This window comes from Pseudomonas sp. ERMR1:02, from assembly GCF_002277815.1.
Taxonomy (GTDB): domain Bacteria; phylum Pseudomonadota; class Gammaproteobacteria; order Pseudomonadales; family Pseudomonadaceae; genus Aquipseudomonas.
Genome location: NZ_NKJI01000012.1, coordinates 77,148 through 93,300, shown reverse-complemented (window position 1 = coordinate 93,300; position 16,153 = coordinate 77,148). Strand labels below are relative to the sequence as shown.

Sequence of the window (16,153 nt, the reverse complement as noted above, 5' to 3'; positions counted from 1 at the left end):
ACCACCCCCGCAGGAGCTTTGCCATGGCCTCGCCAGCCCTTACACATTTTCTACCCCGGTTCGGCGTTGCCGCAGCAGTGGCGGGGGTTTTGAGCCTGACCGGTTGTCAGAGCTTCAATGCCCAGGACACCCTCCCGCCCGTTTCCGGCGTACAGCCGCTCAAGGGGCTGGCGCAGAACGTTTCGGTGCGCCGTAACCCCATGGGCATGCCGTTGATCGAAAGCAGCACGTTCCACGACGCGCTGTTTACCCTCGGCTACGTGCACGCCAGTGACCGCATCACGCAAATGGTCACCCTGCGTTTGCTGGCTCAGGGACGTCTGGCCGAGATGCACGGTGCCGACTTACTCGACGCCGACCGCTACATGCGTGCAGTCAATCTGAAGAAAAGTGCCGGCGAGTTGTACAAGGCGTCTTCGCCACGCCTCAAGCGCTTCTTCGAAGTCTACGCCCGCGGGGTCAACGCCTACCTGTTCCGCTACCGCGACAAACTGCCGGCCGACCTCGCCGCCAGCGGTTACAAGCCTGAATACTGGCAGCCGGAAGATTCGGCGCTGATTTTCTGTCTGCTGAACTTCAGCCAGTCGGCCAACCTGCCCGAAGAAATTTCCTCGCTGGTGCTGGCCCAAACAGTCACCACCGACAAACTGCCGTGGCTGACACCTTCCGCCCCTGACGAAAAACTGCCGCTGGGCGAAAGTGAAAAGCTGCAAGGCATCAAGCTCAATGGACAAGTGCCGGGGCTGGCGGACATCAGCAAAGCCACAGCGCAACTCTCTGACCTGAATCTGCTGGGTGCGACTTCCTCGAACAACTGGGCCATCGCCCCACAACGCAGCCGCAGCGGCAAAAGCCTGCTGGCCAGCGACAGCCATGGCCCGATGGGCGTGCCGTCGTTGTACAGCTACGTGCAGATTCGTACCACCAAGTATCAGGCGTCCGGCGTGACCATCGCCGGTTTGCCGATGGTGTTGGGCGGGTTCAACGGCAAAGTGGCGTGGAGCATGACCACCGTCATGGGCGACAACCAGGACCTGTTCCTGGAAAAAATCAAACGCCAGGGCAATGGCCTCACCTACGAATCCAATGGCAAATGGCAGCCTGCGATCGTGCGCAACGAAACCTACTTCGTCAAAGGCCAGCGGCCGATTCGCGAAGCGGTGTACGAAACCCGTCATGGCCCATTGCTCAACAGCGCCCAGAGTCTGGCCCAAGGCAGCGGCTTCGGTCTTGCCTTACAGACACCGAGCTTCACCGACGACAAAACCCTGGACGCGTTTTTTGACCTGTCCCGTGCGCAGACCGTCGAGAAGGCGTCGGATGCCAGCCGAGAGATCCGCGCCATCGCCTTGAACCTGGTGTTTGCCGATGCCAGCAATATCGGCTGGCAGGTCACCGGCCGCTACCCGAACCGCCGTGAAGGTGAAGGCCTGCTGCCCTCGCCGGGCTGGGACAGTCGCTACGATTGGGACGGTTACGCCGACCCGATGTTGCACCCCTACGATCAGGACCCGGCGCAAGGCTGGCTCGGCACCGCCAACCAGCGGGTCATTCCCCATGGCTACGGCATGCAACTGTCCAATTCCTGGTCGGCACCGGAGCGCGGCGAGCGCATGGCCGAACTGGCTGGTGTGGGCAAACATGACACCCGCAGCCTGATTGCCATGCAATACGACCAGGCCACCACCTTCGCTGCAAAACTGAAGAAAATGTTCGCAGCGCCGGGCATGGCTCAACCGCTCAAACAGGCCATTGAAGCCCTGCCGGTTGCCGATCGCGACAAGGCGCGCGAGGCGCTTACCCGCTTGATGGCGTTCGACGGCAAACTCAGCCCGACATCTGCCGACGCAGCGATCTACGAGCTGTTCCTGCAAGAAAGCACCAAACAGATTTTCCTCGATGAACTGGGGCCAGAGAGCAGCCCTGCGTGGAAAGCCTTCATTGCCAACGGCAAGTTGTCCTACGCCGCACAAGCCGATCATCTGCTGGGCCGCGAAGACAGTCCGTTCTGGGATGACGTGCGCACCGCGCAGAAAGAAGACAAACCAGCCATCCTCGCACGCAGCCTCGCTGCAGCGATCAGCGCCGGCGACAGTCAGTTGGGTGGCGCTCACAACGCCTGGCAGTGGGGCAAACTGCACCGTTATGAATGGAAGAACAGCAGCGGCCAGACTGTTCGCGGACCGCTGCCGGCCGGCGGCGATCACACCACGCTCAATACTGCCGCGTTCGCCTGGGGCCAGGATTTCAACACGACGCTGGTGCCGGCCATGCGCTTTATCGTCGACTTCGGCCAGGCTGAACCGCTGACAGGCCAGCTCGCCACCGGCCAGTCTGGCAACCCGGCCAGCCCGAACTACCTGAACAGCATTGAACCGTGGCTCAAGGGGCAATACATGAGTTTGCCAATGCAGCCGCAGAACTTCGACAAGGTATACGGAACCAAGCGGCTGACCCTGATACCCGGCAAGTAACGCCGGCCAAAAAGTGGGAGCGGGCTTGCTCGCGAAGACGGCTTAACATTCAACGCTTATGTTGACTGACACACCGCTTTCGCGAGCAAGCCCGCTCCCACATTGGAATGTCATTAACTGCTAAATCCCGATAGAACTTCTCCCCTGCGCCAACCTCTCACCTAACAAGTCCCTCCACTTGAGTAACAACGTGGATCTTGTCATCGCACGTCCCGAAGGCCTGTACTGTCCCGCCGGCGATTTCTACATCGATCCATGGCGCCCGGTGGAGCGAGCGGTCATCACACACGCCCATGGCGACCATGCGCGCACCGGCAACCAACAGTATCTTGCGGCGGCGTCCGGTGAAGGGATTCTGCGCTGGCGATTGGGCCAGGACATCAACCTGCAAACACTGGCGTATGGCGAGCGGTTGCTGCATCACGGCGTCACCTTGAGTTTTCACCCCGCCGGCCACGTGCTCGGCTCGGCTCAGGTGCGCCTGGAATACGGCGGCGAAGTCTGGGTCGCTTCCGGCGACTACAAAATCGAACCCGATGGCACCTGCGCGCCCTTTGATCCGGTGCGCTGCCATACCTTCATTACCGAGTCGACGTTCGGCCTGCCGATCTATCGCTGGCAACCCCAGACGCAGGTGTTTGCCGAGATCAATCAGTGGTGGCAAGCCAACGCCGCCGAAGACAAGGCCAGCGTGCTGTTCTGTTATTCCTTCGGCAAGGCCCAGCGCATTCTCCATGGCATCGACGCCAGCCTCGGCCCGATTCTGACCCATGGAGCGGTTGAGCCGCTGAACCGTGTTTATCGCGATAGCAGCGTCTACATACCGCCGACGATTTATGCCGGCGAAGTCAAGAAGAGCGACCCGATGATGCGCAAGGCCCTGGTCATCGCACCGCCTTCGGCGGGTGGCAGCACCTGGATGCGCCGTTTCGGCGACTACAGCGACGGTTTCGCCAGCGGCTGGATGCGTCTGCGTGGTACCCGTCGGCGGCGCGGTGTGGATCGCGGCTTCGTGTTGTCCGATCACGCGGACTGGCCGGGTCTGCTCTGGGCCATTGAACAGACCGGTGCCGAACGGGTGATGGTCACCCATGGTTCTGTCGCTGTATTGGTGCGCCACCTGCGAGAACAAGGCCTGGATGCCCGGGGCTTCGATACCGAGTACGGCGACGATGAAGAAGAACCGTCGCCGGATGAACCGGAACAGGCCGAGGCGCTGCCATGAAGGCGTTCGCCGAGTTGTACGCCGAGCTTGAGGCCACCACGTCGAGCAACGCCAAACTGGCAGCGATGCAACGCTACTTTACTCAAGCCGCACCGGAAGACGCCGCTTGGGCGGTGTACTTTTTGTCCGGAGGACGGCCCAGACAACTTGTCCCCGTGCGGGTCCTGCGTGAACTGGCGGTGGCGTATTCAGGCCTGTCGATATGGTTGTTTGAAGAGAGTTATCTCGCCGTGGGCGATCTGGCGGAAACCATTTCGCTGGTGCTGCCCGAAACCCCCTACTCGTCCACTGACGGACTGGCGGTATGGATCGAAAACAAGTTGCTGCCGTTGCGCGGTGAGTCCCCGCAAGTGCTTGCCGAACAACTGCCCAGACTCTGGTCGCAACTGGATCGCGTCAGCCTGATGCTTTGCATCAAATTGATCACTGGCAGTTTTCGCGTAGGTGTCTCCAAATTGCTGGTGACCCGTGCGCTCGCGTCCATGGCTCACCTGGACAGCAAGCGCGTGGCCCAGCGCCTGGTGGGCTACACCGACCTGTCCAACCGCCCAAATGCGGCCAGTTACTTGAAATTGATCGCCGCTGAATCGTGCGACGAGCATGCGCAGCGCGGTGGTCAGCCGTATCCGTTTTTTCTCGCCCACGCACTGGCGCAACCGGTCGAACAATTCGAAGCACTGCTCGGCCCCGCCAGTAATTGGCAGGTGGAATGGAAATGGGATGGCATCCGTGCCCAAGTGGTCAAGCGCGAGGGGCGACTGTGGATCTGGTCGCGGGGCGAAGAGCTGGTTACCGAGCGCTTTCCCGAATTGGAGAACCTGATTCACTGCTTGCCTGACGGTACGGTGATCGACGGAGAAATCGTTGCCTGGAGAGCCGATCAACCGCAAACCCAGGACGCCTTCAACCCTCAATCAGCGGCATCGCCCGCGGTGCAACCTTTCGCCCTGCTGCAACAGCGGATCGGCCGCAAAACCCTGAGCAAAAAAATTCTCGGTGACGTACCGGTGGTCATTCTGGCGTACGACTTGCTGGAATGGGCAGGCGAAGACTGGCGCAACCAGCCGCAAGCGCTGCGTCGCACGCAACTGGAGCAAGTCATTGCCCATAGCAATCACGCGGTGTTGCTCGCCTCGCCGTTACTGACCGGCGAAGACTGGTTCGACCTCGCCCGACAGCGGGAAGCGTCTCGCCAGCGGGGAGTCGAAGGCATGATGCTCAAGGCTCGGGATGCCATGTACGGTGTTGGCCGAACCAAGGACGTGGGGGTCTGGTGGAAATGGAAAGTCGACCCGTTCAGCGTCGACGCGGTGCTCATTTACGCGCAACGCGGTCACGGGCGCCGGGCCAGTCTTTACAGCGACTACACCTTCGCGGTCTGGGACGGTCCGCCCGACGCCAGCGAGCGTGCGCTGGTACCGTTTGCCAAGGCTTACTCGGGGCTGACCGATGAAGAAATGCGCAAGGTTGACAATATCGTGCGTAAGACCACGGTGGAAAAATTCGGCCCGGTGATCAGTGTCAAACCGAGCCTGGTGTTTGAGTTGGGGTTCGAAGGGATCGCCCTGTCCAAACGGCACAAGAGTGGAATTGCGGTGCGTTTTCCACGGATGCTGCGCTGGCGGCAGGACAAAACCGTCGAGGAGGCCGACCATCTCGGCACGCTGCAGGATTTGCTTGGTTAACACGGTCCCCCCACCTGTAGGAGCCGGCTTGCTGGCAATGGCGGCGCATCAATCAACATTGCTAGTGGGTGACCCACGCTTTCGCCAGCAAGCCGGCTCCTACCGGTCAGGCCCCCTTCTTGCAACAATTCATCGCGAACCGAAACAGTGCAGGCTTTCCATGCCGCCCATTTTCGTGCACTAATCCCATCCGGCAATTTCCTGAATACCTTTTAAACGCTTGTTCGGCACTCTGGTTCGGAAATTGCTACTTTCATTAAGTCTTACGCTTACCAGTAACAATAATTCTGCGCCACAAGCGCTCATATTGGTTCTTAGGGATTGAATAATGAAAAAAGCATTGCTGACCCTGTCTGCACTGGCATTGTGCGTAGCTGCTGGCTCTGCGCTGGCAAAGGAATACAAGGAACTGCGTTTCGGCGTTGACCCTTCCTACGCACCGTTCGAATCGAAAGCGGCCGACGGTAGCCTGGTGGGTTTCGACATCGATCTGGGCAACGCAATCTGCGCCGAGCTGAAGGTCAAGTGCAAATGGGTCGAAAGTGATTTCGACGGCATGATTCCTGGCCTCAAGGCCAATAAATTCGACGGTGTGATCTCTTCGATGACAGTCACCGAAGCTCGCCAGAAGGTCATCGACTTCTCCAGCGAACTGTTCTCCGGCCCGACCGCTCTCGTGTACAAGAAAGGCTCCGGCATCACGACCGACACCGCGTCCCTCAAAGGCAAGACCGTCGGTTACGAACAAGGCACCATTCAGGAAGCCTACGCAAAGGCCATTCTGGACAAGGCCGGCGTGAAAACCCAGGCCTACGCCAACCAGGACCAGGTTTACGCCGACCTGACTTCCGGTCGTCTCGACGCGGGCATCCAGGACATGCTGCAAGCCGAACTGGGTTTCCTGAAGTCGCCACAGGGTGCCAATTTCGAAGTCAGCAAGCCGGTTGATGACCCTCTGTTGCCAGCCAAAACTGCAGTCGGCATTAAGAAAGGTAACACCGAGCTGAAAGCGCTTTTGGATAAAGGTATCAAAGCGTTACACGATGATGGCACCTACGCCACCATTCAGAAGAAACACTTTGGCGATCTGAATCTGTACAGCGGCAAATAATGCCCGGCGCCCATCTCGCGATGGGCGCTTTTTTCTTCCGATCAGGTTGCTGATTTATGTTCGAAAACCTCTTGCAACATCTGGGGCTCTCAGCCTTCAGCCTCAAGGGCTTCGGTCCGCTGCTGATGGAAGGCACCTGGATGACCATCAAATTATCGGCGATGTCGCTGCTGGTGGCCGTGTTGCTCGGCCTGCTCGGCGCCAGTGCCAAGCTGTCGAAACTCAAACTGCTGCGCCTGCCGGCCCAGTGTTACACCACGCTGATCCGCGGGGTGCCGGATCTGGTGCTGATGCTGTTGATCTTCTACAGCCTGCAAACCTGGCTTACGTCGCTCACCGACTACATGGAATGGGAATACATCGAGATTAACCCGTTCAGCGCCGGCGTAATCACCCTGGGCTTCATTTACGGCGCGTACTTCACCGAAACCTTCCGCGGCGCCATCCTAGCCGTGCCTCGCGGCCAAGTCGAAGCCGCCACCGCCTACGGTCTCAAACGCGGCCAGCGTTTCCGGATCGTAGTGTTCCCGCAGATGATGCGCTTTGCCCTGCCGGGTATCGGCAACAACTGGATGGTGATGCTCAAGGCTACCGCACTGGTGTCGATCATCGGCCTCGCCGACCTGGTCAAGGCTGCCCAGGACGCGGGTAAAAGCAGTTATCAACTGTTTTATTTCCTGGTAGTCGCCGCCTTGATCTACCTGCTGATCACCAGTGCCTCGAACTTCGTTCTGCGCTGGCTTGAACGCCGCTACGCCGCCGGCACACGGGAGGCTGTACGATGATCGAACTCCTGCAGGAATACTGGAGAGCCTTCCTTTACACCGACGGTCAGAACATCACCGGTCTGGCCATGACCATGTGGCTGCTCAGCGCTTCGATTTTATTCGGTTTCATCGTATCGATTCCGCTGTCCATCGCCCGGGTTTCTCCACACTTTTATATTCGCTGGCCGGTGCAGTTCTACACCTACCTGTTCCGCGGCACGCCACTGTATATCCAGCTGCTGATCTGCTACACCGGGATCTACAGCCTGGCTGCCGTGCGCGCACAACCACTGCTCGACAGCTTCTTCCGCGATGCGATGAATTGCACCATCCTCGCGTTCGCCCTGAACACTTGCGCCTATACCACGGAGATTTCGCCGGGGCGATTCGCAGCATGGCCCACGGTGAAGTCGAAGCAGCCAAGGCCTACGGTCTGACAGGCTGGAAGCTGTATGCCTACGTGATCATGCCTTCGGCCTTGCGTCGCTCGTTGCCGTATTACAGCAACGAAGTGATTCTGATGCTGCACTCGACCACCGTGGCGTTCACCGCGACCATCCCGGACATCCTGAAAGTGGCTCGGGACGCCAACTCGGCGACCTTCCTGACTTTCCAGTCGTTCGGCATCGCCGCGCTGATCTACCTGACCGTCACCTTTGCACTGGTCGGCCTGTTCCGCCTCGCCGAACGCCGATGGCTGGCCTTCCTCGGGCCGACCCACTAGGACTTTTCTGTTTCAGGGAACAAAGAATGCGCCACCAGATACATGACCTGCTGGCCCCGCTGCCGGGGACAGCACGACAGATTCACAGCTTCCACTTCGGGCCTGCATCGGCGCCTACCGCTACAAGCGCCCGAGGCAAGATCTACATCCAGTCGTCCCTTCACGCCGATGAAATGCCCGGCATGCTGGTGGCCTGGCACCTCAAGCAACGCCTGGCGGAGCTGGAAGCCGCTGGCCGCCTGCGCAGTGAAATCGTCCTGGTCCCGGTTGCCAACCCGGTCGGCCTGGAGCAAGTGCTGATGGATGTACCACTGGGCCGCTACGAGCTGGAGAGCGGGCAGAATTTCAATCGCTGGTTCGTCGATTTGAGCGAAGAGGTCGGCAACGAAATCGAAGGTCAACTTGGCGACGACCCACAACGCAACCTGCACCTGATCCGCAACAGCCTGCGCAACGCCTTGGCGCGGCAAACCGCCAGCACCCAGCTGCAATCCCAACGCCTGACCCTGCAACGGCTCGCTTGCGATGCTGACATGGTGCTGGACCTGCATTGCGATTTCGAAGCGGTCGCGCACCTGTACACAACGCCTGAGGCCTGGCCGCAGGTCGAACCGCTGGCCCGCTATATCGGTTCCGAAGCCAGCCTGCTGGCCACCGATTCCGGCGGTCAGTCGTTTGACGAATGTTGCACACTGCTGTGGTGGCAATTGAAGGAGCGCTTCGGCGAACAGTTCGATATTCCGTTGGGGAGCTTTTCGGTTACCGTCGAACTGCGTGGTCAGGGCGACGTCAATCACCCTCTGGCCAGCCTCGACAGCCAGGCGTTGATCGACTACCTGATTCACTTCGGCGCGATTGCAGGCGAACCGGCGTCCTTGCCTGATCTGCCCTACCCGGCCACGCCGCTGGCCGGCGTCGAACCTGTGGCCACACCAGTCGGTGGGTTGCTGGTGTTCACCGCTCTGCCGGGGAATACCTGGAAGCCGGGCAACTGATCGCCGAAATCATCGATCCCATTTCTGACCGCGTCACCCCGGTCCATTGCACCGTCGCCGGACTGATGTACGCCCGCTCGCTGCGCCGCATGGCCACCGCCGGCATGGTGATCGCCCACGTCGCGGGCGCCGAAGCCTATCGCAGCGGCTACCTACTTCGCCTTGAGGATGCTTGTTCCATGTACAAACTGACCATTGAAGGCCTGCATAAAAGCTATGGCGATCATGAGGTGCTCAAAGGCGTTTCGCTCAAGGCCAACACCGGCGACGTTATCAGCCTGATCGGCGCCAGCGGCTCGGGCAAAAGTACCTTTCTGCGTTGCATCAACTTTCTCGAACAACCCAACGACGGTGGCATGAGCCTTGACGGCCAGGCAATCCGCATGGTCAAGGATCGCCACGGCATGCACGTCGCCGATCCCGACGAATTGCAACGGATCCGCACCCGCCTGGCCATGGTGTTCCAGCACTTCAACCTGTGGAGCCACATGACCGTGCTGGAAAACATCACCATGGCGCCACGCCGGGTGCTGGGCTGCAGCAAGCAGGAAGCCGAAGACCGTGCCCGCCGCTACCTGGACAAGGTTGGCCTGCCTGCGCGAGTGGCCGATCAGTACCCGGCGTTCCTTTCCGGCGGCCAGCAGCAGCGCGTGGCGATTGCCCGGGCATTGGCCATGGAGCCGGAAGTCATGCTGTTCGACGAACCGACCTCGGCGCTGGACCCTGAGTTGGTAGGCGAAGTGCTTAAAGTGATCCAGGGCCTGGCCGAAGAAGGCCGGACAATGATCATGGTCACCCACGAAATGAGCTTCGCACGCAAAGTGTCGAGCCAGGTGTTGTTTCTGCACCAGGGCCTGGTAGAGGAAGAAGGCGCGCCGGAAGCCGTGCTGGGCAATCCGAAGAGTGAACGGCTCAAGCAATTCCTGAGCGGCAACCTCAAGTAATCGCCAAACCCCTGTAGGAGCGAAGCTTGCTCGCGAAGGTGTGTCAGTCGACACAACGGTGCCTGACCTACCTTCGCGAGCTAGCTTCGCTCCTACAGTGTTCGGTGTTGATCAAGACACATAAGGCAACGCGATTAAACTTGTCCCTCTGCGCCGCGGTCACTGAAAGAACACTTTCAGAGCGCACACCGCTAGCATGGGAAGCTCCCCCGACTACGCAAAACAATGGTTCACCGCTCGCGGCTGGAAGCCGTTCGCCTTTCAGAAACAGGTGTGGGCCGCGGTAAAACAGGGGCAGTCCGGATTGCTGCACGCCAGCACCGGGGCTGGTAAAACCTACGCGGTCTGGTTTGCTGCGCTCAATCGCTTCGCCCGCTACTCCCCTCCTGTTGAAACACCACGCAAACGCAAACCTGTTGCCGAAACGCTGACCGTATTGTGGATAACCCCGATGCGTGCCTTGGCCGCTGACACTGCTCGCGCACTGGAAGCGCCGTTGCATGACTTGCAGATCCCGTGGAGTGTCAGCCTGCGCACCGGCGATACCAGCAGCAGTGAACGGGCGCGACAACGCCGCCGCTTGCCGACGACCCTCATCACCACACCGGAAAGCCTGACCCTGATGCTCGCCCGTGCCGACGCGCAAACGGCGCTTTCGACCTTGCGCATGGTGGTTGTCGATGAATGGCACGAACTGCTGGGCAACAAGCGTGGCGTGCAATTGCAGCTGGCCCTTGCACGCTTGCGCCGTTGGCACCGCGAACTGATCGTCTGGGGCGTTTCCGCGACGTTGGGTAATCAATCCCACGCCGAGCAAGTGTTGATCCCACAGGGTGGCGGCATCAGCGTTCAAGGCCAGACCACCAAGGAGTTGCTGGTCGACACGCTACTACCGCCCACCACCGAACGTTTTCCATGGGCCGGGCACATCGGATTAAAGATGCTGCCGCAGGTCGTCGCCGAGATTGAATCAAGCCCCGGCAGCCTGATATTCACCAACACTCGCGCCCAATCGGAGATCTGGTATCAGGCCTTGCTCGATGCCCGGCCGGATTGGGCCGCACTGATAGCGTTGCACCACAGTTCGTTGTCCCGCGACACCCGTGACTGGGTCGAACGCGCGCTTAAGGAAGGCCAACTCAAAGCGGTGGTATGTACCTCCAGCCTTGACCTGGGTGTCGACTTTCTGCCCGTGGAACGCGTGCTGCAAATTGGTTCGGCCAAGGGTGTGGCGCGGCTGATGCAGCGTGCCGGGCGCTCCGGGCACGCTCCGGGCCGTGTGTCGCGAGTCACGCTGGTTCCCACTCACAGCCTTGAATTGATCGAGGCCGCAGCAGCACAGGACGCCGTGGCGCAACGCCGGATCGAACCGCGCGTATCGCCCGGCAAACCATTGGATGTATTGGTGCAGCACTTGGTAAGCATCGCGCTGGGAGGTGGGTTTGTGCCCGATGAGCTGTACGAAGAAGTGCGCGGAGCTTGGGCTTACCGAGACCTGAGTGCCGCCGACTGGACTTGGGTGCTGGCTTTCGTACGCCACGGCGGGCTTTCTCTGACGGCCTATCCGGATTACCGCCGTGTCGAACCTGATGATCAAGGCGTGTGGCGGGTACCTGACGCACGACTGGCTCGGCGGCATCGCATGAGCATCGGCACCATCGTCAGCGATGCGAGCATCCAGTTGAAATTCTGGAGCAAGGGCGGAGGCGGCAAGCAATTGGGCAGTGTCGAGGAAGGCTTTATCGCGCGCCTCAAGCCTGGTGACGGTTTTCTGTTCGCCGGCCGATTGCTGGAGCTGGTGCGGGTCGAAAACATGACCGCCTATGTCAAACGCAGCACCGTGAAAAAAGCCGCGGTGCCACGCTGGAATGGCGGGCGCATGCCGCTTTCGAATGAACTGGCCGAGGCGGTCGTCGCGCGGTTCTCCGCGGCCGCAGAAGGCCAGTTCGCCGGCCCGGAAATGCAAGCATTGCGTCCGCTGCTGGAGCTGCAGCGAGCGTGGTCCGGATTGCCGACCGAGCACAGTCTGCTGGCCGAAACGCTGAAATCCCGCGAAGGCTGGCACCTTTTCCTCTATCCCTTCGCCGGACGTCAGGTACATCTGGGGCTGGCCAGCCTGCTGGCCTGGCGAGTCAGTCAGCGACTGCCCGTGACATTCTCGATTGCGGTAAACGATTACGGTTTGGAATTGCTCAGCGCCACACCTGTCGATTGGGCGCAGCAACTCGATACCGCGTTACTTAGCCCCGATCATCTTTTAAAGGACGTGCTGGCCAGCCTTAATGCAGGAGAACTCGCTTTGCGCCGTTTCCGGGAAATCGCCCGGATCGCCGGGCTGGTCTTCGCCGGCTACCCCGGCGCGCCAAAAAGCGCCCGTCAGGTTCAGGCCTCCAGCGGTCTGTTCTTCGAAGTATTCAAACAATATGACGCCGACAACCTGTTGCTGGCTCAGGCCGGGGAAGAAGTCCTGCGCGAAGAGCTGGATATTCATCGCCTGGAGCAGACGCTGGAGCGGATCCACCGGATGAAACTGGACCTGCATCCGATCAAACGTCCTACGCCACTCGGATTTCCGCTTTTGGTGGAACGCATGCGAGAGAGCATGAGTTCGGAAAAACTCGCCGACCGCATCAGACGCATGGTCAGCGACCTGGAGAAAACCGCCGAACGGGGAAAGCCTGATGAGCACGGCCTACCCGGTAAGTCTGGCGGGAGAGGAACTCTGGTTGTTGCCGGAAAAAGCCATCTATTGGCCGGCGCTACAAGCGGTGTTGATCGCAGACGTGCATTTCGGCAAGGCCGCCGCTTATCGCAGGCTTGGTCAGCCGGTGCCTCAAGGCACCACTTCACGAAACATTGCCGTGCTGGATGCAATATTGGCGGCCCTGCCTTGCCGCCAGCTGATTTTCCTCGGCGACTTTCTCCACGGGCCGGGCTCCCACGCTATGGCCACGCTGGACGCATTGACCGAATGGCGAGTGCGACACCGTGATTTGCCCATGACCTTGATCCGCGGCAACCACGACAAACGTGCCGGCGATCCGCCATCCACGCTGCATATTCGTGTGCTACCTGAGCCATTGTTGCTCGGACCGTTTGCCTTGCAGCATGAACCCGACCCGCATCCCACTCGCCACGTCCTGGCCGGCCATGTGCATCCGGTCTATCGGCTGCATGGCAGAGGTCGACAGAGTTTGCGGTTGGCGTGCTTCAGGCTGGGGACTGACGTCAGTCTGCTACCGGCTTTCGGCGCATTTACTGGCGGCTATCAGGTCGAACGGGATGAGAGCTGTCGGATTTTTGTCATCGGCGACAATGAAATATGGCCAATCAACGTGTAGGAGCGAGCTCTGCTCGCGAAAAACGTTAACGATGAAAAGGGCTATCTGGATAAACCGCCTTGCCCTTGCGTCCATCGCGAGCAGAGCTCGCTCCTACAGTTAGATCAGACCACAGGTGCGGGAGGCGGCTCATCCGGCAGGGTGGGCTCACCGGGCTCGGTGGGTTGTTCGTTGGGGGTGTCGGGATCAGGCTGACCGGGGATGCCCCCTGCCGTGCTGATCGGTGGGTGTGCCAACAAGGACCAGGCCAGGACGCCAACCTGATTTGGCTCAAGCCTTGCCAGTTCGGCACTTATTCGCGGGTCGATCTTCATACAGCACTCCTGAGCGATGGCCCGATCCGCTTTGCGCGGATCGAAGCAGTACACTCCATAGAGTGTACGCTCGCTCAGGAATTCCCACGGTTTGTCAGACGGATTGACTCAGGTCCGCGGCAGGGTCACGCCACGCTGGCCCTGGTACTTGCCACCACGGTCTTTGTAGGAAACTTCGCATTCTTCATCGGACTCAAGGAACAGCATCTGCGCCACGCCTTCGTTAGCGTAGATTTTTGCCGGCAGGTTGGTGGTGTTCGAGAACTCCAGGGTCACGTGACCCTCCCACTCTGGCTCAAGCGGGGTGACGTTGACGATGATGCCACAGCGGGCGTAGGTGCTCTTGCCCAGGCAGATGGTCAATACGTTGCGCGGTATACGGAAGTATTCAACGGTGCTGGCCAGGGCGAAGGAGTTCGGCGGGATGATGCAGACGTCGCTGTGGATGTCGACGAAGCTGCCGGCATCGAAATTTTTCGGGTCGACGATGGCCGAATTGATGTTGGTGAACACCTTGAAATGATTAGTGCAACGAACGTCGTAGCCGTAACTCGACACGCCGTAGGAGATTACACGGCTATCGTCGCTGCCGCGCACTTGGCGCTCGACGAACGGCTCGATCATGCCGTGTTCCTGCGCCATGCGGCGAATCCACTTGTCCGATTTGATGCTCATGGCGGGTGTCCTGAATAGCGAGGTGGAAAAAACTGTCCGGCATCTTACCGGGGCGCGCCGCCGGGTTCAAAGCGCTGGGCACAATTCTCGACGACCCGGCGATATTTACGGACCTTCGAAACAATACGGGTGCACCGTCGATCACGAAATCCGAGAAACCTTCGCAAGAAGCATTGGCACGTCCCGGAAAAAGGGTTAAGGTGGCGTCACTGTGTTGCTTGTGTCACTGAGAATCTCTACACGATATGTTGAATTTCGATCCAACCATCTACAAGAATTTTTCCTGCTCTTTGCACTCAGTCTCGGCCAGGGTTCTTCCTGAGTCGCAGTTATCTTTGTTCAAGGAGTTACACCATGTCTAATCGCCAAACCGGTACCGTTAAGTGGTTCAACGATGAAAAAGGCTTCGGCTTCATCACTCCACAATCCGGTGACGACCTGTTCGTTCACTTCAAAGCTATCCAATCCGACGGCTTCAAAAGCCTGAAAGAAGGCCAACAGGTTTCTTTCATCGCTACCCGCGGTCAGAAAGGCATGCAAGCTGAAGAAGTTCAAGTTATCTAACTTGCACTTGCTTTAGTAAAAAGCCCCGCCCTCAAAAGCGGGGCTTTTTTGTGCCTGTGTGTTTTTGCCGAAAGATCGCTTTTGATAGCACTGACGCCTTCGCGGGCAAGCCTCGCTCCTACAGAATCAAGAATTCCATGTAGGAGCGAGGCTTGCCCGCGAAGGCGATCTTTTTCAAGAACGAGAATTACCAGGTCACGCCGAAACCGGCGGTGTATCGGGTCTTGTCCAGATCGGCATCGTCGGTGCCACTGATGATGTCGCGCTCGGCCTTGAGATTCAGCGAAGCCCAGTCGGTCACCTTGTAGCGCAAGCCTATCTCTGAATCCAGCGCATATTCGGCGACGCCCGACAGTGGCTTACCCACCTCGCCGTTGGTGAAGAACTCGACTTTCTTGCCAATCAGGTAGCGGTTGTAATCCCACTTAATCGCCACCGAATAGAAGTTTTCCTTGCCGCCATCGGCAAATTCATAGTCCGTGCGGTTGACCAGCGAACCAAGGGAAAAAGCACCCAGTTCGTCATCCCAGAACTGGTAACCAGGGCCCGTACCCACAGTACGCTGACGGGACAGGTCTTCAACCTTGTCGCGTTTGTAGACCAGACGACCTTGCCAGAACCATTTATCAGTCAGGAAGCGGTCGAGGGAGTACTCTGCCCGCCAATTGTCCGTGGTGACCACGTCATCCTGGAACTCGCGGTTGTATTCACCTTCCGCAGTATGCCGCCAGCGACCATGACGCGCAGTGGTCTTGAAGTGGATGTCGTAATCATCGGTATCTTTGTCGGCCCGCTGGTAGTCCAGAGCAGCGTCAATATTACCCTTCCACACCAGGTCCTCGATCACCGGTTTTGGCTTGAGGATCTGCTGGACACTCGCCAACTCAACAGTCTTGGGTGCCTCGCCATTGGCCAGGATAACCTTGCCGTCTTCTGCGGCGTGCAGCGACTTGGCCTTCTCGCCGGTATAGGCATCTTGCTTGACCAGCAACTCCTGATCGCTCTCCAGGGTTTTGACCTGCTTCCAGTCTATCGGCACCGCACCGGCATACTCGGTTTGGACCAGCAACTTGCCACCATCGAACAGGATAATTTTGCCACTCAGCTTGTCGCCGTTCTTCAACCAAACGGTATCGGCAAGCAAGGGAGAGGAGACACTGACGACAGCGAGGCACAGCAGAGTTCTGGACAACATAAGCAAAACAGACTCAAGTTTGCGAAAAAAGTCGGCATTATCCGTAGGAATAAGGCCCTAGCAAGGACTGACATGACTATTTCTAACGAGTTCATTTCTCAACGCGCCATCCAGGATTACTCTACAGACGGTACTGTGA

At 59.1% G+C, this 16,153-nt stretch carries 11 protein-coding genes and 3 pseudogenes; 11 read left to right on the top strand and 3 right to left on the bottom strand.

Features of this window, described 5'->3' with window-relative positions; all coding sequences use genetic code 11:
- Nucleotides 1-23: 23 nt before the first annotated feature.
- From CES87_RS20705 to pdeM, 10 genes and pseudogenes are all read left to right on the top strand, one after another.
- Nucleotides 24-2,474, top strand: coding sequence for a penicillin acylase family protein (locus tag CES87_RS20705; protein WP_128607569.1), 2,451 nt, complete (start codon nucleotides 24-26; stop codon nucleotides 2,472-2,474).
- A 190-nt stretch (nucleotides 2,475-2,664) separates the two neighbouring features.
- Complete coding sequence (locus CES87_RS20700) at nucleotides 2,665-3,699, top strand: ligase-associated DNA damage response exonuclease (protein WP_128607568.1); 1,035 nt, start codon at nucleotides 2,665-2,667, stop codon at nucleotides 3,697-3,699.
- On the top strand, nucleotides 3,696-5,384 hold the full coding sequence (locus CES87_RS20695; RefSeq protein WP_128607567.1) for an ATP-dependent DNA ligase: 1,689 nt from the start codon (nucleotides 3,696-3,698) through the stop codon (nucleotides 5,382-5,384). The genes CES87_RS20700 and CES87_RS20695 overlap by 4 nt, the downstream gene beginning before the upstream one ends.
- Before the next feature lie 328 nt (nucleotides 5,385-5,712).
- Complete coding sequence (locus tag CES87_RS20690) at nucleotides 5,713-6,495, top strand: transporter substrate-binding domain-containing protein (RefSeq protein WP_128607566.1); 783 nt, start codon at nucleotides 5,713-5,715, stop codon at nucleotides 6,493-6,495.
- Nucleotides 6,496-6,551: 56 nt separating this feature from the next.
- A complete protein-coding gene (locus CES87_RS20685; protein ID WP_128607565.1) occupies nucleotides 6,552-7,280 on the top strand; it encodes an ABC transporter permease in 729 nt (242 codons plus the stop codon).
- Nucleotides 7,277-7,986: pseudogene (locus CES87_RS20680) on the top strand (ABC transporter permease). The gene CES87_RS20685 and the pseudogene CES87_RS20680 overlap by 4 nt, the downstream one beginning before the upstream one ends.
- 26 nt (nucleotides 7,987-8,012) lie before the next feature.
- Nucleotides 8,013-9,139: pseudogene (locus CES87_RS20675) on the top strand (succinylglutamate desuccinylase/aspartoacylase family protein); the annotation flags it as partial.
- Between the two features lie 21 nt (nucleotides 9,140-9,160).
- Nucleotides 9,161-9,925, top strand: coding sequence for an ABC transporter ATP-binding protein (locus CES87_RS20670; protein ID WP_128607633.1), 765 nt, complete (start codon nucleotides 9,161-9,163; stop codon nucleotides 9,923-9,925).
- A gap of 196 nt (nucleotides 9,926-10,121) precedes the next feature.
- Nucleotides 10,122-12,602: pseudogene (locus CES87_RS20665) on the top strand (ligase-associated DNA damage response DEXH box helicase); the annotation flags it as partial.
- A gap of 4 nt (nucleotides 12,603-12,606) precedes the next feature.
- Nucleotides 12,607-13,266: a ligase-associated DNA damage response endonuclease PdeM gene (pdeM, locus tag CES87_RS20660; protein WP_128607564.1), complete on the top strand. Its 660-nt coding sequence runs from the start codon at nucleotides 12,607-12,609 to the stop codon at nucleotides 13,264-13,266.
- Between the two features lie 104 nt (nucleotides 13,267-13,370).
- Here the strand turns inward: pdeM and CES87_RS20655 are convergent, their stop codons facing one another.
- Both CES87_RS20655 and dcd read right to left on the bottom strand, forming a co-directional pair.
- On the bottom strand, nucleotides 13,371-13,580 hold the full coding sequence (locus CES87_RS20655) for a hypothetical protein (RefSeq protein ID WP_046046259.1): 210 nt from the start codon (nucleotides 13,578-13,580) through the stop codon (nucleotides 13,371-13,373).
- A 108-nt stretch (nucleotides 13,581-13,688) separates the two neighbouring features.
- Nucleotides 13,689-14,255, bottom strand: coding sequence for a dCTP deaminase (gene dcd / locus CES87_RS20650; protein WP_007904652.1), 567 nt, complete (start codon nucleotides 14,253-14,255; stop codon nucleotides 13,689-13,691).
- A 354-nt stretch (nucleotides 14,256-14,609) separates the two neighbouring features.
- Here dcd and CES87_RS20645 point away from each other — a divergent pair, with 354 nt between their 5' ends.
- Complete coding sequence (locus tag CES87_RS20645) at nucleotides 14,610-14,819, top strand: cold-shock protein (RefSeq protein ID WP_002554837.1); 210 nt, start codon at nucleotides 14,610-14,612, stop codon at nucleotides 14,817-14,819.
- A 187-nt stretch (nucleotides 14,820-15,006) separates the two neighbouring features.
- Here the strand turns inward: CES87_RS20645 and CES87_RS20640 are convergent, their stop codons facing one another.
- Entirely contained in the window at nucleotides 15,007-16,014 is a 1,008-nt protein-coding gene (locus CES87_RS20640; protein ID WP_128607563.1) for a DUF481 domain-containing protein, read from the bottom strand.
- Nucleotides 16,015-16,153 lie beyond the last annotated feature (139 nt).